Origin of the sequence: Mumia flava (assembly GCF_002797495.1) — a bacterium.
GTDB classification, from domain to species: Bacteria; Actinomycetota; Actinomycetes; order Propionibacteriales; family Nocardioidaceae; genus Mumia; species Mumia flava.
Genome location: NZ_PGEZ01000001.1, coordinates 2,084,949 through 2,106,927 on the forward strand (window position 1 = coordinate 2,084,949; position 21,979 = coordinate 2,106,927).

General features: G+C 71.9%; 23 protein-coding genes and 1 pseudogene. 11 read left to right on the forward strand and 13 right to left on the reverse strand.

All coding sequences use genetic code 11. The features are described 5' to 3' along the window. Entirely contained in the window at positions 1-1,056 is a 1,056-nt protein-coding gene (locus CLV56_RS09910) for a phosphatase PAP2 family protein (protein WP_039363463.1), read from the reverse strand. Positions 1,057-1,135: 79 nt separating this feature from the next. Next, the gene (locus tag CLV56_RS09915) at positions 1,136-1,522 is read right to left on the reverse strand and encodes a hypothetical protein (protein WP_039363465.1); all 387 of its coding nucleotides are present in this window, start codon (positions 1,520-1,522) and stop codon (positions 1,136-1,138) included. A gap of 163 nt (positions 1,523-1,685) precedes the next feature. Between CLV56_RS09915 and CLV56_RS09920 the strand changes: the two genes are divergently transcribed. From CLV56_RS09920 to betT, 3 genes are read left to right on the forward strand one after another with little or no spacing between them, the layout of a single operon-like run. Then, the gene (locus CLV56_RS09920) at positions 1,686-3,188 is read left to right on the forward strand and encodes an aldehyde dehydrogenase family protein (RefSeq protein ID WP_039363467.1); all 1,503 of its coding nucleotides are present in this window, start codon (positions 1,686-1,688) and stop codon (positions 3,186-3,188) included. Next, entirely contained in the window at positions 3,188-4,912 is a 1,725-nt protein-coding gene (betA, locus tag CLV56_RS09925) for a choline dehydrogenase (RefSeq protein WP_039363469.1), read from the forward strand. Before CLV56_RS09920 ends, betA begins: the two co-directional genes overlap by 1 nt. Beyond that, the gene (gene betT, locus CLV56_RS09930) at positions 4,909-6,999 is read left to right on the forward strand and encodes a choline BCCT transporter BetT (RefSeq protein WP_100414761.1); all 2,091 of its coding nucleotides are present in this window, start codon (positions 4,909-4,911) and stop codon (positions 6,997-6,999) included. The genes betA and betT overlap by 4 nt, the downstream gene beginning before the upstream one ends. Before the next feature lie 26 nt (positions 7,000-7,025). Here the strand turns inward: betT and CLV56_RS09935 are convergent, their stop codons facing one another. Continuing rightward, positions 7,026-8,123: a fatty acid desaturase family protein gene (locus tag CLV56_RS09935; RefSeq protein ID WP_100414762.1), complete on the reverse strand. Its 1,098-nt coding sequence runs from the start codon at positions 8,121-8,123 to the stop codon at positions 7,026-7,028. A 276-nt stretch (positions 8,124-8,399) separates the two neighbouring features. Between CLV56_RS09935 and CLV56_RS09940 the strand changes: the two genes are divergently transcribed. Beyond that, positions 8,400-8,861 carry a VOC family protein gene (locus CLV56_RS09940; RefSeq protein ID WP_039363471.1) on the forward strand — a complete coding sequence of 154 codons (462 nt, stop codon included), beginning with the start codon at positions 8,400-8,402 and terminating at the stop codon, positions 8,859-8,861. Positions 8,862-8,881: 20 nt separating this feature from the next. Here CLV56_RS09940 and CLV56_RS09945 read toward each other — a convergent pair whose 3' ends face one another. From CLV56_RS09945 to CLV56_RS09955, 3 genes are read right to left on the reverse strand one after another with little or no spacing between them, the layout of a single operon-like run. Continuing rightward, a complete protein-coding gene (locus CLV56_RS09945; protein ID WP_039363473.1) occupies positions 8,882-9,550 on the reverse strand; it encodes a histidine phosphatase family protein in 669 nt (222 codons plus the stop codon). 24 nt (positions 9,551-9,574) lie between these two features. After that, the gene (locus tag CLV56_RS09950) at positions 9,575-10,270 is read right to left on the reverse strand and encodes a dienelactone hydrolase family protein (protein ID WP_039363474.1); all 696 of its coding nucleotides are present in this window, start codon (positions 10,268-10,270) and stop codon (positions 9,575-9,577) included. 36 nt (positions 10,271-10,306) lie between these two features. Continuing rightward, positions 10,307-11,155, reverse strand: a complete 849-nt coding sequence (locus CLV56_RS09955) for an alpha/beta hydrolase (RefSeq protein ID WP_039363477.1) — start codon at positions 11,153-11,155, stop codon at positions 10,307-10,309. Positions 11,156-11,228: 73 nt separating this feature from the next. On the opposite strand from CLV56_RS09955, the gene CLV56_RS09960 reads away from it, so the two are divergent. Both CLV56_RS09960 and CLV56_RS20575 read left to right on the forward strand, forming a co-directional pair. Beyond that, positions 11,229-11,882 (forward strand): 4a-hydroxytetrahydrobiopterin dehydratase, encoded by a 654-nt coding sequence (locus CLV56_RS09960; RefSeq protein ID WP_039363479.1) that lies wholly within the window; start codon positions 11,229-11,231, stop codon positions 11,880-11,882. Next, entirely contained in the window at positions 11,879-12,040 is a 162-nt protein-coding gene (locus CLV56_RS20575; protein WP_157805128.1) for a hypothetical protein, read from the forward strand. The genes CLV56_RS09960 and CLV56_RS20575 overlap by 4 nt, the downstream gene beginning before the upstream one ends. Positions 12,041-12,067: 27 nt before the next feature. On the opposite strand, the gene CLV56_RS09965 is transcribed toward CLV56_RS20575, so the two are convergent. Further along, positions 12,068-12,964 carry a CHAD domain-containing protein gene (locus CLV56_RS09965; protein WP_039363480.1) on the reverse strand — a complete coding sequence of 299 codons (897 nt, stop codon included), beginning with the start codon at positions 12,962-12,964 and terminating at the stop codon, positions 12,068-12,070. Positions 12,965-13,144: 180 nt separating this feature from the next. Between CLV56_RS09965 and CLV56_RS09970 the strand changes: the two genes are divergently transcribed. Then, the gene (locus tag CLV56_RS09970; RefSeq protein WP_100414763.1) at positions 13,145-14,815 is read left to right on the forward strand and encodes a carboxylesterase/lipase family protein; all 1,671 of its coding nucleotides are present in this window, start codon (positions 13,145-13,147) and stop codon (positions 14,813-14,815) included. On the opposite strand, the gene CLV56_RS09975 is transcribed toward CLV56_RS09970, so the two are convergent. Beyond that, on the reverse strand, positions 14,782-15,366 hold the full coding sequence (locus CLV56_RS09975) for a QsdR family transcriptional regulator (protein WP_100414764.1): 585 nt from the start codon (positions 15,364-15,366) through the stop codon (positions 14,782-14,784). The genes CLV56_RS09970 and CLV56_RS09975 overlap by 34 nt on opposite strands. Positions 15,367-15,456: 90 nt before the next feature. On the opposite strand from CLV56_RS09975, the pseudogene CLV56_RS09980 reads away from it, so the two are divergent. After that, positions 15,457-16,500: pseudogene (locus CLV56_RS09980) on the forward strand (collagen-binding domain-containing protein); the annotation flags it as partial. Here the strand turns inward: CLV56_RS09980 and CLV56_RS21470 are convergent. Beyond that, complete coding sequence (locus CLV56_RS21470; protein ID WP_483869448.1) at positions 16,497-16,796, reverse strand: hypothetical protein; 300 nt, start codon at positions 16,794-16,796, stop codon at positions 16,497-16,499. The pseudogene CLV56_RS09980 and the gene CLV56_RS21470 overlap by 4 nt on opposite strands. An 82-nt stretch (positions 16,797-16,878) precedes the next feature. On the opposite strand from CLV56_RS21470, the gene CLV56_RS09985 reads away from it, so the two are divergent. Further along, positions 16,879-17,463: a TetR/AcrR family transcriptional regulator gene (locus tag CLV56_RS09985; RefSeq protein ID WP_039363482.1), complete on the forward strand. Its 585-nt coding sequence runs from the start codon at positions 16,879-16,881 to the stop codon at positions 17,461-17,463. 6 nt (positions 17,464-17,469) lie between these two features. Here the strand turns inward: CLV56_RS09985 and CLV56_RS09990 are convergent, their stop codons facing one another. After that, complete coding sequence (locus CLV56_RS09990) at positions 17,470-17,937, reverse strand: acyl-CoA thioesterase (protein WP_100414766.1); 468 nt, start codon at positions 17,935-17,937, stop codon at positions 17,470-17,472. 72 nt (positions 17,938-18,009) lie between these two features. Here CLV56_RS09990 and CLV56_RS20580 point away from each other — a divergent pair, with 72 nt between their 5' ends. After that, on the forward strand, positions 18,010-19,245 hold the full coding sequence (locus tag CLV56_RS20580) for a putative protein N(5)-glutamine methyltransferase (RefSeq protein WP_157805129.1): 1,236 nt from the start codon (positions 18,010-18,012) through the stop codon (positions 19,243-19,245). Between the two features lie 52 nt (positions 19,246-19,297). Next, positions 19,298-19,903, forward strand: coding sequence for a GNAT family N-acetyltransferase (locus tag CLV56_RS10000; protein WP_039363887.1), 606 nt, complete (start codon positions 19,298-19,300; stop codon positions 19,901-19,903). 18 nt (positions 19,904-19,921) lie between these two features. Here CLV56_RS10000 and CLV56_RS10005 read toward each other — a convergent pair whose 3' ends face one another. From CLV56_RS10005 to CLV56_RS10015, 3 genes are all read right to left on the reverse strand, one after another. Continuing rightward, positions 19,922-20,677 (reverse strand): metallophosphoesterase family protein, encoded by a 756-nt coding sequence (locus CLV56_RS10005; RefSeq protein ID WP_039363483.1) that lies wholly within the window; start codon positions 20,675-20,677, stop codon positions 19,922-19,924. A 9-nt stretch (positions 20,678-20,686) separates the two neighbouring features. Then, positions 20,687-21,019, reverse strand: a complete 333-nt coding sequence (locus CLV56_RS10010) for a hypothetical protein (protein ID WP_039363485.1) — start codon at positions 21,017-21,019, stop codon at positions 20,687-20,689. A gap of 63 nt (positions 21,020-21,082) precedes the next feature. Beyond that, positions 21,083-21,943: an alpha/beta hydrolase gene (locus tag CLV56_RS10015; protein ID WP_039363487.1), complete on the reverse strand. Its 861-nt coding sequence runs from the start codon at positions 21,941-21,943 to the stop codon at positions 21,083-21,085. Positions 21,944-21,979 lie beyond the last annotated feature (36 nt).

The following is a 21,979-nucleotide window of genomic DNA, read 5'->3' on the forward strand; positions in this document are numbered from 1 at the left end:
TCACCGGTCGGCTTCGCGGAGCTCGCCGCCCGGCCGGCCGCGCGGGTAGATCATCCACCGCGCGAGCCACACGGCGGCGTACGCGATCGCGAGGCCGGCGATGTCGTCTGCGATGTAGTGCCAGCCCAGGTAGAGGGTCGAGACGATCGTGAGCAGCAGGAACACGAACAGCACCCAGCTCGTACGGCGCAGGCCGTAGTAGCGCGACATCAGCCAGACGATCGCCGTCATCGCGACGTGCAGGCTCGCGAACGCGGAGATGCCCGCGACCGCACCCGGGGTCTCGGGCGCGTTGAGGATGACCAGTCTGCCGGCGACGATGTCCTCCTGCATCGTCTGGATCGCCGTCCGGGGCAGGTCGGTGTACTCCTCGGGCGTGAGCCAGAACGGGCCGAGGGACGGGATCGTGTAGTACGCGGCCGTGCCGAGGATCCACCCCCACATCCCCGCGACGACCATCACGTACCCGTCGCGCACCCGGCGGTGGAACACGAGCGACCCGATCAGGAACGCCGTCACGACCGGGGTGAACGACCGGTAGACGAACGTCAGGGCGTACATCGCGACGTCCGTGCCCAGCAGGTCCTGGAGCAGCACCGCCGGGCTCTGGCCGCCGAGCAGCCACCGGTCCCACCCGTCGAGCAGCTCGTCGTACGGGCCGCGGAAGACGTCCCAGCTCTTGAGGTTGCGGTAGCTGACGTAGACCGCGTAGTAGGCCACGATGCCCGCTGCGACCAGCGCGGTCCGCTGTCGGGTCCAGCGCTGCACCAGGGCGTCGCGCAGCCGGCCGACGGTCCAGTCCGGTCCCCGGCTGCGGACCACCGCGTCGACGAGCGCGAGGAAGACCCAGGCGCCGGCCGCGATCGCCAGCTTCCCCAGGAAGAAGCGGTTGCCCGGGTCGCGCAGCGGGATGTCGACGATCAGAGAACCTGCCACGGCGACCCCGAAGAAGACGGCGACGAGGATCCAGGTCCGCCAGAACCACCCGGGAGCGTGCCACCATCGGCGCTCGGTGGTCTCACGGTCGCGCTCGCGAGCCGGGTCGGTCACGGACATGCGAGGACTCCTCGGGCACGGACGGGCACGGGCAACCGCGGACGGGCGTCCATTCTATGGTGACCGGTCTCCACGGAGCTCACCCGAGCGCCACGACGACGGATGCCGCGCAGAGCAGCGTCGACACGGGGGTCATCACGACGCGCTCCGCCCGGCTGCGCGAGGCCGCGTTCATGATGGTCCCGATCGCGAGGTAGCCCGCGATCACCCAGGTCAGCACCCCGATGACGGGTTCGGGAAGCCCGAGCGCCACCATGCCGGCGTCGGCGAGCACGACCGCGGCGAAGACCGCGTAGATGACGATCGCGACGACACTCCCGACGCGCAGCCGCGTCGGCAGGACGACGTGCGACCCGCCCCACGCGTACCGGCCGAGCGGCGCACCGGCCGCGAGGGCGACCTGGAAGGCGGCGAGGCCCACCAGCACCGTGCAGAACAGCGAGGCGGCCAGGGTGACGAGGTCCATCCGTGCCTCTCGGTCGCGGTCGGGCAGGCATGCGCTCGGCGCGCCATCGTATCGAGGGAAGAGGCTCGTACGGCCCGCCCTTGCGGCGGTGCTTCTCGTGAACACCGGTTGCCGCGCACAGCCCGACGCACAAGAGTGTGAACGTCGAGCAGAGGAGCGTGCGGTGGCTGAGCTGTTCATCGACGGGACCTGGCGTGATGCCGGGGACGGAGCGACCCGCCAGATCCGCTGCCCGGCCGACGGCTCGCTCGTCGTCGCGGTGGCGGAGGCCGGGCCTCGCGATGCCGAGGATGCGGTCCGCGCGGCGCGACGGGCGTTCGACGACGGAGCGTGGCCGTCGACGTCGTCGCTGGAGCGCGCCCGCATCCTGCACACCGTCGCCGACCTGCTGGAGCGCGACAAGGCCGAGGTGGCGCGGCTCGAGTCGCTGGACACCGGCAAGCGTCTCGTCGAGTCGGAGTACGACGTCGACGACATCGTCGGGGTGTTCCGTCACTACGCAGGCCTCGCCGGCGCCGAGAGCGGGCGCGTCGTCGACACCGGCCAGCCGGGAGTGGTCAGCAAGGTCGTGCACGAGCCTGTCGGGGTGTGCTCGCTGATCACCCCGTGGAACTACCCGCTGCTCCAGACCGCCTGGAAGGTGGCACCGGCCCTGGCGGCGGGCAACACGTTCGTGCTGAAGCCGAGCGAGCTGACGCCGTCCACCGGGATCTGGCTGATGCGGGCGCTGAGCGAGGCCGGCGTCCCCGACGGGGTCGCGAACCTCGTGCTCGGCGCCGGCGCCCAGGTCGGCCCGACGCTCACCGAGCACCCGGACGTCGACCTGGTGTCGTTCACCGGTGGCCTCGCGACGGGCAAGCAGATCATGGCGTCGGCTGCCGGCACCGTGAAGAAGATCGCGCTCGAGCTCGGCGGCAAGAACCCGAACGTCGTCTTCGCCGACGCCGACCGGGAGACCGCCCTGGACTACGCCCTCACCGCGGTCTTCCTGCACTCCGGGCAGGTCTGCTCCGCAGGTGCGCGCCTGATCGTCGAGGAGTCGATCCACGACGAGTTCGTCGACGAGCTCGTACGGCGGGCCGCGCGCATCCGCCTGGGCGGTCCGTTCGACGACACCGCCGAGACGGGGCCGCTGATCAGCGCGGCGCACCGCGACAAGGTCGAGGCGTACGTCGCCGCGGGACTGGCCGAGGGCGCGGTGCTGAGGACCGGCGGAGCGCGTCCCGACGACCCGGCGCTCGCCGACGGCTTCTACTACCTGCCGACGATCCTCGACGGCTGCGACGCGTCGATGTCCGTCACGCAGGACGAGTCGTTCGGGCCGGTGCTCACCGTCGAGACCTTCGACGGCGACGGCCAGGAGGCATCGGAGGACGCTGCGGTCGCGATCGCGAACGACAGCACGTACGGGCTGGCGGGCGCGGTCTGGACCTCGAACGCGGGGCGCGCCGAGCGGGTGGCGGCGCGGCTGCGGATGGGCACCGTCTGGATCAACGACTTCCATCCGTACGTTCCGCAGGCGGAGTGGGGCGGATACAAGCAGTCGGGGATCGGCCGGGAGCTGGGGATCGCCGGGCTCGAGGAGTACCGCGAGACCAAGCACGTCTGGCACAACATCGATCCGTCGCCGCAGCGGTGGTTCTCCGGTGACGAGCAGGAGTCGTGATGACCAAGGCGTACGACATCGTGATCGTCGGGGGCGGCTCGGCCGGCTCCGCACTGGCCAACCGGCTCAGTGCCGACGAGTCCACGAGCGTGCTCGTGCTCGAGGCGGGCCGCAACGACAACAGGCTCGACCCGTTCATCCACATGCCCGCCGCGCTGCCGTTCCCGATCGGGAACCGCCTCTACGACTGGAAGTACGAGTCCGAGCCCGAGCCGTACATGGGGGGACGGCGGGTCTACCACGCCCGCGGGAAGGTGCTCGGAGGCTCCAGCAGCATCAACGGGATGATCTTCCAGCGCGGCAACGCCCTCGACTTCGAGCGCTGGGCCTCCGACCCGGGGATGGCGAGCTGGGACTACGCGCACTGCCTGCCGTACTTCAAGCGGATGGAGACGTGCCTCGCGGGTGCCGACGCGTGGCGCGGGGGGAGCGGGCCGCTCGTGCTCGAGCGCGGACCCGCCACCAACCCGCTGTTCGGTGCGTTCCTCGAGGCGACCGAGCAGGCCGGGTATCCACGGACCGACGACGTCAACGGGTACCGGCAGGAAGGGTTCGCGCCGTTCGACCGCAACGTGCACCGGGGGCGCCGGCTCAGCGCGGCACGCGCGTACCTCCACCCCGTGATGAGCCGTCCGAACCTCACCGTCGAGACGCTGGCGCACGTCACCGGGCTGCGGACCGACGGGACACGGGTGGTCGGGGTCGACTACCTGCGCGCCGGACGCGCGCGTCGCAGCGTGACGGCCGGTGAGGTGATCCTGTGCGGCGGCGCGATCAACTCGCCCCAGCTCCTCCAGCTCGCCGGGATCGGCCCCGCCGACGAGCTGAGCGCCTTGGGGATCGATCCTCTGGTCGACCTGCCCGGTGTCGGCTCCAACCTGCAGGACCACCTCGAGGTCTACATCCAGTACGCGAGCAAGCAGCCGGTCTCGATCGCGCCGTGGCTCAAGCACCGGCACAAGCCGCGGATCGGTGCCGAGTGGATGTTCCTGCGGCGCGGGGTGGGGGCGAGCAACCACTTCGAGGCCGGGGGGTTCGTGCGCAGCAACGACCAGGTCGACTACCCCAACCTGATGTTCCACTTCCTGCCGATCGCGATCCGCTACGACGGGTCCCAGCCCGCCGCGGAGCACGGCTACCAGGTGCACATCGGTCCGATGTACTCCGACTGTCGCGGCACCGTGAGGATCCGCTCGACCGACCCGCGCGAGCACCCGGCGCTGCAGTTCAACTACCTGTCGACCGAGAACGACCGGCGCGAGTGGATCGAGATGGTCCGGATCGCCCGTGACATCCTCACCCAGCCCGCCTTCGCTGCCTTCAACGCCGGAGAGATCTCGCCCGGGGCCGCGGTGCAGACCGACCAGGAGATCCTCGACTGGGTCGCCGCCGACGCCGAGACCGCGCTCCACCCCTCGTGCACCGCGAAGATGGGGACCGGTGACGACAGCGTCCTCGACCCGACCAGCATGCGGGTGCACGGCGTCGACGGGCTGCGTGTCGTCGACGCGTCCTCGATGCCCTACATCACCAACGGCAACATCTATGCGCCCGTGATGATGCTGGCCGAGAAGTCGGCGGACCTGATCCTCGGGAACGAGCCGCTCGCCGCGGCGACCGACGTGCCCTTCTACCGCTACCGCGACGACACCCCGCTGTACCCGCCCGGCGACCCCCGCAACCAGCCGGCTCCGCCGGCCCAGCCAGAACGGACGAGCAGATGAGCACCGAGGTACCGACCCAACCGAACCCGAGCAGCGAGCCCCCCACGAGCGACGGCGAGCGCCGGTGGTGGCACTTCCTCACCGCCGGTCCGCCCGTACGCAAGCCCGTCTTCGTCTCCTCCGTGGTCGGCGTCCTCGTGATGGCCATCTGGGCGATGGTGGCGCCGGAGCGTGCCGAGGCCGTCCTCGGCGACACGGTGGGCTGGGTCGTCGACGTGTTCGGCTGGTTCTACGTCGCGCTCACCACGGTCGTGCTCGTGTTCGTGCTGTACCTCGCGCTGTCGCGGTACGGCAGGATCAAGCTGGGCCCGGACCACTCGAAGCCGCAGTTCTCGACGTTCGCCTGGGCATCGATGCTGTTCGCCGCCGGGATCGGGACCGACGTGATGTTCTTCGCCGTCGCCGAGCCGGTCAGCCAGTACATGGCTCCGCCGACCGGTGATGCGGAGACGATCGAGGCTGCACGGGAGGCCACGGTCTGGACCCTGTTCCACTACGGCATCTCCGGCTGGGCGCTGTACGCCCTGATGGGGCTGGCTCTCGGCTACTTCACCTACCGGCTCAACCTGCCGCTGGCCGTCCGCTCCGCGCTGTACCCGATCTTCGGCAAGCGGATCGACGGCGGGATCGGCCACGTGGTCGACACGGCCGCGGTGCTCGGCACCATCTTCGGGGTCGCGACGAGCCTGGGCATCGGGGTCGTCTTCCTCAACCAGGGCCTGAACATCCTCTTCGACGTCCCGGTCGGGCTCGGCGCGCAGATCGCCCTGATCGTGCTGGCGGTCGCGATGGCGGCCATCTCGGCGACGACCGGGATCGACAAGGGCATCCGGCTCCTGTCGCAGCTCAACGTGATCCTGGCGCTCGGACTGGCTGCCTGGGTCCTGATCACCGGACGGACGAGCTTCATCCTGAACGCGATCGTGATGAACGTCGGGGACTACGTCCAGACCTTCGCGACCCGCACGATGGAGACGTTCGCCTTCGAGGGCGCGGAGGCGACCGAGTGGATGTCCTTCTGGACCCTGTTCTTCTGGGCGTGGTGGATCGCCTGGGCCTCGTTCGTCGGGCTGTTCCTCGCGCGCATCTCCCGCGGTCGTACGATCGGCCAGTTCGTCGCGGGGACGATGCTCATCCCGTTCAGCTACATCCTGATGTGGATCTCGATCTTCGGGAACGCCGCCCTCGACCGGATCCGTGAGGGCGACGCGGACTTCGCCGAGACCGCGCTCGCCTCACCCGAGGCGGGCTTCTACGACCTTCTGGAGAGCTACCCGCTCTCGGGTGTCGTCATCTTCGTCTCCGTCCTCGTCGGCCTGCTCTTCTACGTGACCTCGGCCGACTCCGGCGCCCTCGTGATGGCCAACCTGTCGTCGAGGCTCCGCTCGGTCCAGGACGACGCGGCGCCGTGGCTCCGGATCGTCTGGGCGTCGGCGACCGGTCTGCTCACGATCGCGGTGCTCGCGGTCGGCGGCATCTACGCCCTCCAGTACGCGACCGTGATCTTCGGCCTGCCTTTCGCCTTCGTGATCGTGCTCGTGATGGTCGGCTTCATGAAGGCGCTGCGCGTCGAGGGCCGCTGGGCAGCCTCGGGCGAGCACGCGCTGCCCCTGATGCTGTCGGCTCGCGGCGGCTTCGGCCCGGACCACGAGAGTGCGTCGTGGAAGGCCCGCCTGTCGCGCGCGGTCGACTTCGCGGAGGAGGACGAGGCGGTCGCGTTCCAGGACTCGGTGGTGACCCCTGCGCTGGAGCAGGTCGCGGCGCAGCTCGAGGCCGAGGGTGTTCCGTCGGGTGTCTCGAGCGGCGTCGGCGACGGCGACGACGAGACGGAGGGCGGCCGGCTGCCCTGGGTCGAGCTGCGGACGACGGCGGAGCGCCCGTTCGTCTACCGCGTCCAGCTCACCGAGTCGCCGGTCCCGACGTACGGCGGGCGGATGATCGGCGACCGCGACCGGTACGCACGCCTCGAGGTGCACACGGCCGACGGCGGTCAGGACTACGACGTGATGGGCTACTCGACGTCGCAGATCATCCACGACTGCCTCGACCAGTACGAGCGGCACCTGGAGTTCCTCCGCCTGGCGTGACGCGCTGCAGGGCCGCGCGGGAGCTCCTACGCCGTCGTACCGCCGCGCAGCTGCGCCGACAGCGGGCAGTCGAACGGGTCGCGGGCGCGCAGCCCTACGTTGTTCAGGTAGTCGACCACGATGGCGTACGAGCGGAACAGACCGACCTCCGTGTAGGGGATGCCTTCACGGGCGCAGTACTCGCGCACGATCGGCTGTGCCTTCTTCAGATGGGGGCGTGCCATCGACGGGAAGAGGTGGTGCTCGATCTGGTAGTTGAGCCCACCCATCAACAGGTCGACGAACGGGCCGCCGCGCACGTTTCGTGAGACCAGCACCTGGCGCCGCAGGAAGTCCAGCTTCATGCTTTCCGGCACGGTCGGCATGCCCTTGTGGTTCGGGGCGAACGACATCCCGAGCAGCACGCCGAACACCGCCATCTGGATCGCGAAGAACGCCGCGGCGAGCCCCGGCGGGAGCACGAGCACCAGCACCACCACGTACGCGGCGAGGCGAGTCGTGACCAGCGTGAGCTCGACGCGACGCCACGGGTGCCGAGCGGACGGGAAGGCGAGACTGCGGACGCTGGCGGCGTGCAGATTGAGTCCTTCGAGGGTGAGGAGCGGGAAGAAGAGCCATCCCTGGCGTCGTGCGAACCAGCGGGCGAACGCGCTCCGTCGGCCGTCCACGACCGCGGGGGTGAAGGCGAGCGCGCCGGGTGCGATGTCGGGGTCGACGCCTTCCTGGTTCGGCCCTCGGTGGTGCTGGTTGTGCTTGGCGCGCCACCACGCGTGGCTGAGTCCGGCGAACCCCCCGGCGAGGACGCGCGCGGTCCAAGCGTTCCAGGCTGCGGAGCGGAACATCTGGCGGTGCGCCGCATCGTGCCCGAGGAAGCCGAACTGCGTGATGACGGCGCCGAGGCCGGCGGCGACGAGCAGCTGCCACCAGGAGTGGCCGATGAAGCCGAACGCGACCCACAGCCCGGCGAATGCCGTGATCGTGAGCAGGATCCGTGCCCAGTACCAGCCATGACGCCGGTCGAGCAGCCCGTGGCCTCGAACCTCGGCCAGCAGGTCGGAGAAGCGCGCTGTGTAGGGAGAGGTGGCGTCCCCGCTCGTGCCGGTCGGCGTCAGCTGCACGGTCATGGGGCGGACCTCGTTCCGTCGGGTTGCACGGCGTGTGCATCGATCTCGACGCTAGGAGCGATCAGCGGGTGCATCGAGGGGCCTGGACGGTGGATCGTGGTGGTGCCAGCACCCTTGTCCCCCCGTGCTCCCGTTCGAGGGCCGTGCCGTTGACTGTACGGGTCACCCCTCGGCGTGTCCGATGGCGACGCCGCACTCGCTCGACGTCCTGCGTGTCGGTGCGGCGTGGTTCGATGCTCGCAGTGGGACGGACCGCAGCGAGGCGAGGGAGCCGACATGAGCCGTGACGTGCAGATCACCTTCGACGCTCACGATCCTCGTGGGCTGTCCACGTTCTGGCGGGACGTCCTCGGCTACGTCCATCCGCCGCCCCCGGGCACAGAGCTCGCCGAGGGAGCCGATCCGCTCGCGGCGTGGGACGAGTTCCTCGCGGGCCTCGGGGTCCCGGAGGCGCAGCGCAACACCCGCTCGGCGATCGAGGACCCGGACGGCACCGGTCCGCGGCTGTTCTTCCAGCAAGTTCCGGAGGACAAGGTCGTCAAGAACCGTCTGCACCTCGACGTCCGGGTCGCTCCTGGTCTGGCGGGCACGGAGCGGATGGTCGCGCTCGAGGCCGAGTGCGAGCGGCTCGTGGCGCTCGGCGCGAGCCGGGTCCGTCGGTTCGAGCCGGACCCGCCGATGGAGACCGGCTTCATCGTGATGGCCGACCCCGAGGGCAACGAGTTCTGCCTGGACTGAGGCGAGCGCGGGTCGGGATGCTAGTCGTGCGTCGGCACGCGGTCACCGGTCGGGTCGACTGCGACCGTGTCCTCGAGGCCGTGTCCGCCGAGCGGGTCGCTGTGCCACTCCTCCAGCGACCATCGGGACCCGTCGGTCCGCAGCGTGGCCATCCCGGTGTTGAGCAGCGGCATCCCGTCGGCCCGCTCCACGTCGATCCCGGCGGCGATCGCACTGAACACACGGATGGCCGCGCCGTGGGAGACCACGGCGACCGTCGCGTCGTCGTCGTGCGCCCCGACGACGGCGTCGATCGCCTCGGCGTACCGCCCGAGGAAGTGGTGCCCGTCCGGGCCGCCCGGCATCGCGTGCCCGAGATCGCCGGTCATCCACGCCGCCAGCGTGTCGATGTAGGCCTGGCGGGCATCGGGGTCGCGACGCAGCTCCAGCTCGCCGGCCGAGATCTCCTCCAGCCCCGGCCGTACGACCACGTCCAGGCGCCGGACCGACGCGAGCGGGGCTGCGGTCATCTGGGTCCGGACCAGCCGCGACGCGTAGATCCCCGCGACGGGGACGTCGGCGAGCGCCTCGGGCACCGCCTGGGCCTGGGCCTGGCCGAGCGGGGTGAGCTCCGCACCGGGGATCGCCGTGTCGAGCGCACCCGAGACGTTGTTGGTGGTCTGGCCGTGTCGGATCAGCAGCAAGCGCACGCTGTCGATCGTACGGAGGGGTGCTCAGGCTGCGGGCAGCGTGCTCGCCAGCCAGCGCTCGGTGATCGACCACGCCGCCGCGCTCGCCTCCGCGTGGTGCGCGACGAAGTCGTCGTTGTCGAAGGCGTGACCGGCCCCGGGATGGACGTGGAGCTCGACGGGACCGCCGGTCGAGACGCTGACCCGGATCTTCTCCACCGTCTCCGGCGGGATGTAGGTGTCGGCGTCACCGAAGTGGTGCAGGCTCGGCGCCTCGATCGCCGGGACCGCCTCGATCAGCGACGGGAGGGCGGAGCCGTAGTAGGACACGAGCGCGTCGACCGGGGAGCCTGCCGCCACGGCGTACGCCAGGCCGCCGCCGAAGCAGAAGCCGACCACGCCGACACCGGCGTCGACCTCAGCGCGCTCGCGCAACGCGGACAGCGCAGCGGTCGCGTCGGCGACGGCCAGGTCCCAGTCCGCGCGACCGGCGACGGCGAGGGCCTCGTCCAGCATGTCCGGACCGGTCGCGACCTCGCTGACTCCGAGCCGCCAGAAGATCTCCGGCGCGAGCACGACGTACCCGAGGGCGGCGAGGTCGGCGGCGCGGCGCCGGATGTAGGCGCTGACACCGAAGATCTCCTGCACCAGCAGGATCCCCGGCCCACGGCCCGTCTCCGGGAGCCAGAGGTGGGCCGGCATGGCGCCGTCGTCGGTCTCGACCTTCACGCGTTCGCTCACACCCGTGAGTATGCCGCCTGCGTCCGGGGCCGGCCGTCAGCGATCGGTCGCGTCGGCGAGACGCACCGCGGCGTCGGCGACCCGGGGCCCGAACATCACCGGGTCGTTGTGCCCGGCGCCGTCGATGACCTCGTGCTCGACCAGGGTGCCCGCGGCCTCGGCGACCCGCGCACTCTGCTCGGGCGGGACGATCGTGTCGGCGTCGCCGGAGACGACCGTGACGGGGACGGAGCTGTCCGAGAGCCGGCTCGCGACCTCGAACCGGTCACGGAGGAGCCACCGCACCGGGAGGTACGGGTAGTGGTGCGAGCCGACCTCGGTGAGTGAGACGAACGGCGACCGCAGCAGGATCGCGGCGGGTGGGACCTCGGCCTGGAGCTCCGCCACGACACCGCACCCGAGCGACTCCCCGAGGTACAGCGTCCGCGCGGGAGGGTATCCCCGCGACGCGAGTGCGCCGACGGCTGCGCGGGCGTCGGAGAGCAGTCCTTCCTCGGTCGGGTCGCCCGGATTCCCTCCGTAGCCGCGGTAGTCCATCAGGAGCACGGCGAAGCCGCGTGCACGCAGCGCCTCGGCGAGGTCGGCTCGCCCGGCACGATGACCTCCGTTGCCGGGCGCGACCAGCACGGCCAGGTCGCGGTCGGCGGCTGGAGCAGGCGGCACGAACCATGCGGCGAGCTCGAGCCCGTCGCTGGTGGTGAAGGTGACGTCCGTGGCGCCGGCGATCACACGATCCGCCGGCGGAGGGGCGCTCGCGTCGGGGAAGTAGATCAGGGTCCGCTGCATCGACCACACCAACGCCACCACCGCTCCGAGGACTCCGAGGACGACCGCACTCACGACAGCGGTCCGGACCGCGCGCTGCCGAGGGGTCCGTGACGTCATCCCTCCATGGTGCGGCGGTTCCAGGGTCGGCGCCGCTGTGCGCGCGGGCGCGGTGGGCGCCACGATGGGTCGGGTGAGCACTCTCAACGGACGACAGATCGCCGAGCACGGGCTCGACGGGTGGGCCTTCCTCGTCGGCGGGCTCCAGACCCGGATCGAGACCGGATCGTTCGCGGCCGGGCTCGCCCTGGTCGACGCGATCGGCGCGGAGGCGGAGCGGGCGCAGCACCATCCCGATGTCGACCTGCGCTACCCGCACGTCGACGTGCGTCTGACCAGCCACGACGTCGGCGGCGTCAGCGATCGCGACGTCGCGATGGCACGCGCGATCGCCGACCTCGCGCAGTCGGCCGGGCACCGGTTGGACGCGACCGCGGTGAGCCTGGTCGAGATGGGCCTCGACACCCCCGACCGTACGGTCGTGATGCCGTTCTGGGCGGCGGTGCTGGCGTACGAGGCCCCGGGAGGTGATGCCGACGACGAGGTCCGCGACCCCGCCGGGGCAGGGCCGACCGTGTGGTTCCAACCCTCGGGCAGCGAGGAGCCGCGACAGCGTTGGCACCCCGACGTGTGGGTCGACCCGTCGCAGGTCGAGCCGCGGATCGAGGCGGCGCTCGCGGCCGGTGGTTCGCTGGTCAGCGACGCGGAGGCGCCGTCGTTCTGGGTGCTGGCCGATCCGGAGGGCAACCGGGTCTGCCTGTGCACCTGGCAGGATCGCGAGTCGTGAACCGGATCCCGCTGCCGAACCTCCTCCTCGTTCTCGCCCTGCTCTGCCTCGTACTGAGCATCGTGGTGACGAACAGCGTCCTCACCCTGCTCGTCTCGGCCGTCGGTCTCGCGCTCCTGGTCGCGGCGATCGTGCTGCGGGCACGCGAGCGGAACTGACCGCGCCGCCCCGACGACGACCGACGCTCAACGGAACCGCCTCAGCGCGGTGCGCAGGTCGTCGAGCGCATCGGGCAGGCCGGCCAGCTGCTGGGCGGCGTCCGCGCGGGCGCGCCGCGCGGACGGGGGTGCGTGGTCGTGGCTCGCGCCCCCGACGTGGTCCGCGAACGCGAGCGCGTCCCGGTGGTCCCCGAGCAGGTCCTGCACGCGTTCGGCCGCCTCCTCGAGGATCCGCGCCCGGTCGCCGAACATCCCGACGGGTGGGTTCCGGACCGCACCGATCGCGTAGCGGAGACGCCTCGCCGCCTTCCTCAGGTCGTGCAGCGCCGCCGGGTCGTCCGAGCCGAGCGCATCGGCGCGGCGCAGGACGCGGTCACCCTCCCGGGCGAGCCGCCGGCGCAGGTGCTTCTTCGTCGATCGTGCGGCCTTGGCCGTACGGGGCGGGTCGTCGAGGAGCGCAGCCAGCGCACGGCGGCGCTCGAGGGCCTCGAGGCTGACACCCTGGTGGACCAGCGTGCGGTGGGCCCGGTGGTGCGCGGCGCGGTCGGCCTCCACGAGTGCGTCCGCGGCCGCGTCGACGTCCTCCTGGTCGGGGAGGTCCGCTCCGACGTCCGGCGCGTTCCTGCCGTAGCGTTCCGCGACCGCGATCCGGACCTCGAGGTCACGAACCTCGCCGAGCGCGCGCCCCCAGCCGCGGTAGGCGTCGCGGAGCTGCTCGATCTGCTCGCGGTCCAGGTACGGGCGTACGACCACGAGGGCGGTTCTGAGCCGGCGGACGGCCTTGCGGTGAGCGTGCAGCGCGTCGGGCCGGTCGAGCAGCGCCGGGCCGAGCGTCGCATCGAGCTCCTCGCTGATCACCTGCAGGACCAGCACCGCCGCGTCGCCGACGTCGGCGGCCTCGTCACCGGTCGCAGGCCCGCTCATCGTCCTCGACCGTACGCGGTGGTGCGGCCGTCGTCAGACTGCGCTTCCCGCGCCGGTCTCCGAGAGAGAGACGTGGTCTCACGTTGCCGCGCGACCCTGTCGCCGGGCAGGCCCGGGTCGTTAGCGTGCCGTGCGGGCGGCCGGCAGTGAGCCGCATCACACCACCCCGGGGAGCTCTCTGTGCAGCAACGACACCGATCCCGCCGAGTCCTCGGTCCGCTGATCGCCGCACTCGGAGCCGGAGCGCTGGCGGCGGGTGTTCTCGCGGCGCCGGTCGCCGCAGCACCCGGGCACGACGGTCCGGGCCGTGGTGCGCACGACCGGCACGACGGTGGCGGCCGGCACCACGACGCGACGGTCGTCCGCGTCACCGGCGGCACGGTCCGCGGCACGGACGCGGGCGCGTACCGCACCTTCGAAGGGATCCCGTTCGCCGCACCGCCCGTCGGTGACCTGCGCTTCGCGCCGCCGCAGCGCGTCGAGCGCTGGTCAGGGACGCTCGACGCGACGGCGCCGCGCAGCCAGTGCGCGCAGATCACGACCGGCACGGGCAACCCCACGACGTACGACGAGGACTGCCTCTATCTGAACGTCACGACACCCGCCGGCGCGTCGTCGCGCCGCGCCGGACTCCCGGTGATGGTGTGGATCCACGGCGGCTCCTTCCTGACCGGCACGGGCGGCAGCTACGACGCGTCGAAGCTCGCGACCCAGGGCGACGCCGTCGTCGTGACGGTCAACTACCGGCTGGGCCCGCTGGGGTTCCTGGCTCACCCCGACCTCACCGGCGAGCGCCGGTCCGGGTCGGGCGTGGCGGGTCTGCTCGACCAGCAGGCCGCCCTGCGGTGGGTCCAGCGCAACATCAGGACCTTCGGCGGCAACCCGCGCAACGTCACGATCTTCGGCGAGTCCGCCGGCGGCGCGTCGGTCTGCGCGAACCTCGCCTCGCCCGACGCGCGACCGCTGTTCCGGCGCGCGATCGCCCAGAGCTACTCCTGCGCATCGGACCTGATCACGCTTCCGCAGGCCGAGACCGTCGGCGCCGGCGTCGCCGGCGAGGTCGGGTGCGCCGAGGCCGTCGATGTCGCCTCGTGCCTCCGGGACGTCGACGTGGCGACCCTCCTCGACGCCTGGCCCGGCGGCGTGCCGGCGGTCGGTGGGACGGCGCTGCCCGTGCAGCCCGGCCGGGCGCTCGAGGAGGGCGTCGCCCGGCGGATCGACCTGATGCACGGCAACACCCTCGACGAGAACCGCCTGTTCATCCCGCTGGAGTACGGGACCTCGCTGACCGCCGCGCAGTACGTCGGCGTGGTCGGGGCCGTCTTCGGCGACGCCGCGCCCGCGGTGCTCGGCCTGTATCCCTCGGAGGCGTACCCGTCGCCCACGATCGCCCTGTCGACGATCTTCAGCGACTACGGCAGCGCGTTGTCGACCTGCACGCACGTCGACGCGTACGAGGCGGCGTCCGCGTCGCGAGGCCGGGTTTACGCGTACCAGTTCCAGGACCGCACCGCCGACCCGCTGATCCCGCTCCTGGGTGACCAGAACGGTGCGGCGCACGCGACCGAGCTGCCCTACCTGTTCCCGGGGCTGTTCGGTGACGGGCTGACGCCGGAGCAGGAGACCCTGTCGGACGCGATGGTCGCCTACTGGACCAGCTTCGCCGCGACGGGCCGTCCGCGTGCCGCGGGCCTGCCGCGGTGGCCCCGCTACAGCGGGCACGGCGACGTGCTCGCGCTCGATCTCGCCGCGACCGGCGGGGTCAGGACCGAGGACGTGGCCGCGGCCGCGCACTGCGGGTTCTGGTCCGCGTTCGGTCAGCCCCCCGGCGGCGACGTCATCAGCAGATGACGCTGGAGGTCGGCCGCGAGCTCGAGATCGGGCTCGCGGTCGGCCAACAGATCGGCGTAGATCATCGACTCGCCGATCCGTACGAACATGTACGCGAGGCGCTCGGGCTCGACCTTCAGCTCGAGCTCGCCCGAGTCGACGGCCTCCTGGAGCACCGCCTGCCACGCCGCGACGTTGCGCAGGTGAACTCGCGCGGCCGGCATGAAGAGCACGCGGAAGGCGAGGTCGGGCTCTCGCGCCAGGAAGGTCCGCAGGGGGCGGGCGCGGACGATCGCGGTGTTCAGGTGCCGGGCGGCCCCGACGATCAGGTCGACGCCGGGTGCCAGGCCGCGTGCGCGTGCCCGGTCGAACGATGCGGTCATGATCTCGGTCGCCAGCCCGATCATCACGTCGCCGAGCAGGCGTTCCTGGCTCCCGACGACGCGGTAGAGCGTGGCGCGCCCCACGGCCATGGCGTCGGCGAGCGCGCGCATGTCGACCGGACGACCCTCGAGGAACCATCTCGTCGCGAGCGCGACGGCGTCGTCGGACTCGATCACCCGGTTCGGCATGGCGGAATGTCACCACGGCCGGGGCTCGTGCGGCAAGCCACGGCAGCGCCGGAAGTTGGGTGAGCGTCCAACACTCCGTACGCTGGGCGGGTGATTTCTCGGGCCATCACGTCGTTCGGTGCTGCGGTCGCAGCCACCGGAGTCGTCTTCACCGCACTGTCCATCCCTGCCCCGTCGGCCGACGCCGACGTCGCCGCGCTCAACCCCGTACGGGTCGACGAGGCCGACCCGTACAACGCCGGCTTCCTCGCGTTCGTACGCGACGACGTGACCGTGCGCGGTGGTGAGTCCGAGGGTTCGATCGCGCTCGGTGGGGACCTGGCGCTCACGGCGAACTACAACGTGATGCGCAAGACGGGCGGCTACCACCTCGAGACGCCGACCGCGGCCGGGGACGCGCGACCGACGATCCTCTTCGTCGGCGGCGACGTGGCGTGGGGCCGCAGCCCGAGCGGCACCCTGAGGGTGCTGGACCAGGGCTTCCTGAAGGTCGGCGGCGAGGACAACGACGTCGTCGCGAAGAACCCGAACGAGCCGCAGGTCGTCGCACCGGGAGCCGGTGTCGACTCGGACCCGCGCCTGGCCGGGACGGCCGTGCAGTCCGAGCAGTCGATCCGCGACGCCGAAGGCCTGGGACTCGACTTCGAGCGCGCCTTCACGGCGTACCGCGGTCTGACCGAGCAGATGGGGCGCTGCGACCGCACCGTCGAGACGAGGGAAGAGGGCGACAAGCTCTTCGTCACCCTCGAGCCCGGCATCACCAACGTTCTGGACATCACCGACGCGCAGATGGCCTCGCTCGCCGAGATCCAGTTCGACGGCGCCGTCCGTCCCTCGCAGGACACGGTCCTGCTGGTGAACGTGCTCGGCCTGCCCCGCTACGAGGGCCGGTTCCTCAAGATCGCCGGGACCTCCGGCGACACGGCGCCCTGGACGCTCTGGAACTTCCCGACCTCGACCTCGCTCACCTTCACCTCGGGCGACTCGGTCAACGGCACGATCTACGCGCCGCTCGCCGACCTGCGCTTCGTCACGGGGTCCAACATCCAGGGCAACGTGATCGCGCGCTCCTTCGTCCACAACGGCTCCGCGATCGCCGGAGGGTCGACGACCGCGGGCGAGCTGCACGACTACCCGTTCCGCGGGATCGTCGACTGCGAGAACGGTGCGCCGGCCCCGCCGACGGATCCGACGACCGCGCCGACACCGTCCGACGAGCCGACCACGGAGCCGACGACGGAGCCGACGACGGAGCCGACGACGGAGCCGACGACGGAGCCGACGACGGAGCCGACGACGGAGCCGACGACGGAGCCGACCGCTGCCGTCGCCGGGAACGACGAGACCGGCGGGACAGGGCCCGGTGCCTCCCTCCCGAACACCGGCGGTGCGGCCGGGTGGTTGGCGCCGACGGGGGTGGCACTCGTCATCGCCGGTGCGGCGATCGCGCTCGTCAGCGCCCTGCGACGCCGGGTCGGCGCCTGACGCCCGCCGCGAGCCTAGACTCGCGGTATGACGACGGCCGACGGACGACGCCTGCGCGGTGACGCGACCCGTCGCCGGGTCGCGAGGTACGCCGCGGACGCAGCCACGCTCGGGGGCCTCGACGCGTTGTCGGTCGGTCGGATCGCCGGGGACACGGGCCTGAGCAAGAGCGGGATCCTCACGGTCTTTCCCAACCGGGAGGCGATCCAGCTCGCTGCGGTCCGCGAGGGGAGACGGGTCTTCGTCGAGGAGGTCGTCACCGGTGCCTGGTCGACCGAGCCCGGAGCGCGGCGTCTGCGCGCGCTGGTGCAGAGCTGGGCGGCGTACGTCCGTCGCCGGGTCTTCCCCGGAGGGTGCTTCCTGGTGGCGGCGTCGGCCGAGTTCGGAGCGCAGGACGGCGCCGTGGCGGATGCCGTCCGTGCGCTCAAGCGCGAGTGGTTGGACCTGCTGGCCGCCGACGCCGTGACCGCCGGGGGCGACGGCCCTCGGGTCGCGTTCCAGCTCGATGCGTTCCTCGCGGCCGGCAACACCCGGTTCGTGCTGTTCGGTGACGAGAGCGAGCTCGATCTGGCTGTCGCGTGCGCCCTCGAGGTCATCGACGCGCTGGGTTGACCGGGCTCAGCCGCGCGGACGCTGGACGTCGGGCCCGAGCAGCGGGGCGGCGAACTGCCACATCGCATCCGTCAGCGGGCTCGGGCGCAGGGTGCTCGGGTCGAGGTTGACCAGGCGCCGCGAGCCCTCGGCGTGCAGCGTGCCGCGGTCCTCGGAGAGGATCCGGAACCGGTAGTTCACGCTCGTCCGGCCGGCCTCGGCGACCCACAGGTGGACCATCACCCGTCCGATCGTGGTGATCGGCTGGTGGTAGGTCAGGTGCACGTCACGGATCGCCTGGACCGAGCTCGACGGGTCGGCGACCCACCCCGCGTCGGTCCAGAAGTCGATGACCGCGTGGTCGAACAGCCGGGCGTACTCGACGTGGTTCAGCATGCCGAAGCCGTCCAGGTCGTCGAGGTAGATCCGGACCGGGATCACCACCCCGTACGGCACGGCCTCGGTCGCGTGTGCAGCGCTCTGTGCGATCGTCATTCCCAAACAATACGACCGATCGAACGTATTGTCACGTGCACGCTCGCGCCCACCCCGTACAGTCGGCTCGTGATGACCGGATCGCGGGCCGAGCGCACGGACCTCGACGCGCTGGCGGCACGCCTGCGGGCAGCCGGGTGCGTGTTCGCGGAGGACGAGGCGCGGGTTCTTCTCTCCTCGGCCGTCGATGCCGCACACCTCGAGGAGATGACGCGACGGCGGGTCGCCGGCGAGCCGCTGGAGCAGATCGTCGGGTGGGTCGAGTTCGACGGCCTGAGGCTGGCGGTCGCTCCGGGCGTGTTCGTGCCCCGCCGGCGAACGACGGTCCTGGCGGAAGCCGCGGTGGCCGCTGCGCCGGCCGGGGGCACCGTCCTCGACCTGTGCTGCGGGGTCGGCGCGGTCGGTGCCGTCGTCGAGCAGCGGCGGCCGGACTGCACGGTGGTCGCCGCCGACCTGGATCCCGCCGCGGTCGCCTGCGCACGACGCAACCTCCAGCGGGGTGTGACGTACGAGGGCGACCTGTACGACGCGCTGCCTGCGGATCTGCAGAGCCGGGTCGACGTGATCGCGGCGAACGCGCCGTACGTTCCGTCGGCGGACATCGCGACGATGCCGTCCGAGGCTCGTGATCACGAGCGACGACTCGCCCTCGACGGCGGTCCGGACGGCGTCGACGTCCACCGACGGGTCGCGAGCGGTGCGCGCTCGTGGCTGCGGCCCGGCGGGGTCGTCCTGATCGAGACCAGCACCGCGCAGGTGCCGTGGACTGCGGAGGCGCTCGCTCGGCAGGGCCTCGGTGCGCACGTCGCCGACCTGGACCTCGAGGTCGGCACGGCCGTCGTCGGCGGGACCGCGCCGGTGCCGGACCTGGAGCCGGACGACCTCCCGGTGTGCGAGCTCGCGTTCCCCGGGCCCGTGCGCGACCGGCTGGTGGCCGCGGTGCTGGAGGGGGCGAAGACCTCGACGACCTCGCTGGTCGCCGAGCTCCTCGCCGCGCCGGGCGGCGGCGAGGGCGTCACCGAGCCGATGCCGGCCGTAGGGCAGCGGTGGCGACTCGTCGACTCCGCCGGGTCCGCGGTCTGCGTGATCGAGACGACGGACGTCGCCGTACGGCGCCTGGCCGAGGTGGATCTCGCCCACGTGGTCGACGAGGGCGAAGGCGACAGCACGGTCGCGCAGTGGCGCGCGGGGCATGCCGCCTTCTGGGAGAGCGAGCCGATGCGCGACGCGCTCGGCGACCCGGCGTACGTCACCGACGACGACACCCTGGTCGTCCTGGAGCGGTTCCGCGTCACCGGCCGCCTCTGAGCCCTCTCGAAGGTCGGCGGCCGATGTCGGCGCCGTGGCGCAGACTGACGACATGACAGCCGACACCGCTGTGACGATCGTGCCGGCGAGCGACGCGACCGCGCCCGATCTGGAGGCGATCTTCGGGACGCGGGGCGACGCCGCGCGCTGCCAGTGTCAGCACTTCAAGATCCGCGACCGCGACTGGTCCGCGCACAGCCGTGAGGAGCTCCGCGAGCGGCTGCGGGAGCAGACGGCGTGCGGTCGTCCGGACAGTCCCAGCACGAGCGGGCTGGTCGCGTACCTGGACGGCGAGCCGGTCGGGTGGTGCGCGCTCGAGCCGCGGGCGGAGTACGCCCGGCTGCGGAGGATGCGCACGCCGTGGGCGGGTCGCGACGAGGACAAGGACGACAGGGGAGTCTGGGCTCTGGTCTGCTTCGTGGTCCGGGCCGGATACCGCAGGCGTGGGATCAGCTACGCGCTGGCGCGAGCCGCCGTGCCGTTCGCTCGTGAGCGAGGAGCCACGCGCCTCGAGGGCTACCCGATGGACGTCGACGCCGACACCACGATCACCTGGGGCGAGATGTACGTCGGGCACCGCCGTGTCTTCGAGGCGGCAGGTTTCCGGGAGGTGACGCACCCGTCACAGCGGCGGTGCGTGATGGTTCACGACCTCTGACCCGGCACAGGCGCCGTCTCAGGTCTCGCGTCCGTCGCGCGGCCCGAACGCCCGCAGTGCGTCGGCGTCGCTGTGCCGTGCGCGGAGGTACTCGTCGGCCCAGGCGGCCCGGTCCGGATAGGTCGACTCGGCGATGATCCGGGCGACCGCCGCGTCCACGTCGATGGCGGTGTGCCGCAGCTCGATCCGTCCCTCGCGGAGCAGCGCCCAGGCGCCGCCGACCCGCCCGTACGGCATGCCGACGCTGCCGGGGTTGACGACCGTGCGTCGGTCCACGAGCCGGACGAACGGCATGTGCGTGTGACCGCAGACCACGGTGCCGACGTCCGGTGGCAGCGCGGCGAGCACCTCGACCCAGCGCGCGAGGCGGGTGTCGACGAGCACCACCTCATCGTCGTCGCGTGGGGTGCCGTGGCAGAACACCACCGGTCCGAAGCCGGCGACATCGATCGTGACGGGGTGGGGCAGCCCGGCCAGCAGGTCGATGTGGTCCGGGCGCAGCCGGCCTGCCGCCCAGACGGACTCGGCGTGCTCGGAGGTGCCTCCACGCGCGACCTCGACCAGCTCACGGTCGGCGTTCCCGCGGACCAGGACGACGCGTTCGCCGAGGGCCGTCAGCCGGTCGAGGGTCTCGGTCGGCATCGGCCCGGCAGCGTGGTCGCCGGTCACCACGACGAGGTCGGAAGCGGTGACGTCGGGCTCGGAGAGGACGGCCTCGAGGACCGGCAGCACGCCGTGGACGTCGGACAGGACCGCGACCGACCGGACGACCATCGTCGTCGGTCAGCCGCGGTCGGGCGCGGTCTCGGCGAGCGCGGCGGCGGCGCGGTCCGCGGCGATGCGACGGTGGCGCCACCCGACGGCGACCAGGCCGGCGGCGGCCAGCCAGAGCCACCAGTTCGACGCGCCCTGGGTCGCCTCGTAGACCGCGATCCCGGCGACGACGAGCGCCAGCACCGGGAACGGCAGGCTCGGCGCGCGCTCGACCATCTGCTCGAGCCTCGCCTCCCGTCCCTCGCGCGCCTCCTCCGACGCATCGGCGGGCAGCGGTCGCAGCAGGTGCTCGGTGAGCCAGATCGACCCGAGGGCGACGAGGCAGATGGCGGCGGGAATCACGACCGCGAGGATACGGGACCGGCCTGGGAAGCGGCTGGGAAACGCCGAGGAGGATGCGCGGGGTCAGGCGTAGCGCTGGACGAACCCGAGGGCCAGGTCGGCGACGTCACGCCACCCGTCGTCGATGGTCAGCGAATGGCCCCGGTCGGGCACCTCGACGATCTCGGTGACGGCGTGCTCGTTGCGCTTCTGCTTGCCGAACGCCGCGTTCGTCAGTGCCCACGGCACGGTGTGGTCCTTCTCCCCGGACAGCAGGAGCAGCGGTCCACGCCCGGCGGCCTTCGTCCTGACCTTCGTCTCCGACCACGGGTTCAGGTTCGACGTCGAGGCCTGGAACAGCGGCTGGCCGGGCGCGGGGACGGCGAACTCGTCGTACAGGCGGTGCGCCTCGTCCTCCGAGACCGCGTTGGCGAAGCCGTACCGGAACTGCTCGTACGTCAGCGGTACGGCGCGGCGGTAGTTCAACGGGTTCTTCACGGCCACGCTCGCAACCCGCAGGGCGGAGAACGGGAGAGGGAGCACGCCGTGGAACGGGGCCGGGTCGATCGCGACGGTCGCGACCGAGAGGCCGCGACCCGCGAGGATCTGGGCGAGCAGACCGCCGAAGGAGTGGCCGACGACGGCCGGGGTGCGCTCGAGGGTGCCGATCAGGCCGGCGTAGTGGTCGGCCACGTCACCGACGCTCTTGCGGGCGAACACCTCGGGGTTCGCGCCTGCCTCCTCCACCGTGTCCGGGTCGTCGGGCCAGCCCGGGGCGATCGCGGCGTAGCCGGCGTCCTCGAACAGCTCGACCCAGCGGTCCCAGCTCGTCGGCAGCAGCCAGAGTCCGTGGACGAACACGACCGGCTGCCGGCCGGAGGCGTTCGCGGCGGCGACGAGCGCTGCGTCGCGGTCGGCTGGGGAGACATCAGGGATCTCGGTCATCGGAGTGCTCCTCGGGATCGTGGCGACCAGGTCGTC

Excerpts from the sequence above, each read along its gene's own strand:
- CLV56_RS09910 (WP_039363463.1), bottom strand. The coding sequence starts at position 1,056 with ATGTCCGTGACCGACCCGGCTCGCGAGCGCGACCGTGAGACCACCGAG.
- CLV56_RS09915 (WP_039363465.1), bottom strand. The coding sequence starts at position 1,522 with ATGGACCTCGTCACCCTGGCCGCCTCGCTGTTCTGCACGGTGCTGGTG.
- betA (WP_039363469.1), top strand. The coding sequence starts at position 3,188 with ATGACCAAGGCGTACGACATCGTGATCGTCGGGGGCGGCTCGGCCGGC.
- betT (WP_100414761.1), top strand. The coding sequence starts at position 4,909 with ATGAGCACCGAGGTACCGACCCAACCGAACCCGAGCAGCGAGCCCCCC.
- CLV56_RS09935 (WP_100414762.1), bottom strand. The coding sequence starts at position 8,123 with ATGACCGTGCAGCTGACGCCGACCGGCACGAGCGGGGACGCCACCTCT.
- CLV56_RS09940 (WP_039363471.1), top strand. The coding sequence starts at position 8,400 with ATGAGCCGTGACGTGCAGATCACCTTCGACGCTCACGATCCTCGTGGG.
- CLV56_RS09955 (WP_039363477.1), bottom strand. The coding sequence starts at position 11,155 with ATGACGTCACGGACCCCTCGGCAGCGCGCGGTCCGGACCGCTGTCGTG.
- CLV56_RS09965 (WP_039363480.1), bottom strand. The coding sequence starts at position 12,964 with ATGAGCGGGCCTGCGACCGGTGACGAGGCCGCCGACGTCGGCGACGCG.
- CLV56_RS09975 (WP_100414764.1), bottom strand. The coding sequence starts at position 15,366 with ATGCCGAACCGGGTGATCGAGTCCGACGACGCCGTCGCGCTCGCGACG.
- CLV56_RS21470 (WP_483869448.1), bottom strand. The coding sequence starts at position 16,796 with ATGACGAGTGCCACCCCCGTCGGCGCCAACCACCCGGCCGCACCGCCG.
- CLV56_RS09985 (WP_039363482.1), top strand. The coding sequence starts at position 16,879 with ATGACGACGGCCGACGGACGACGCCTGCGCGGTGACGCGACCCGTCGC.
- CLV56_RS09990 (WP_100414766.1), bottom strand. The coding sequence starts at position 17,937 with ATGACGATCGCACAGAGCGCTGCACACGCGACCGAGGCCGTGCCGTAC.
- CLV56_RS20580 (WP_157805129.1), top strand. The coding sequence starts at position 18,010 with ATGACCGGATCGCGGGCCGAGCGCACGGACCTCGACGCGCTGGCGGCA.
- CLV56_RS10000 (WP_039363887.1), top strand. The coding sequence starts at position 19,298 with ATGACAGCCGACACCGCTGTGACGATCGTGCCGGCGAGCGACGCGACC.
- CLV56_RS10005 (WP_039363483.1), bottom strand. The coding sequence starts at position 20,677 with ATGGTCGTCCGGTCGGTCGCGGTCCTGTCCGACGTCCACGGCGTGCTG.
- CLV56_RS10015 (WP_039363487.1), bottom strand. The coding sequence starts at position 21,943 with ATGACCGAGATCCCTGATGTCTCCCCAGCCGACCGCGACGCAGCGCTC.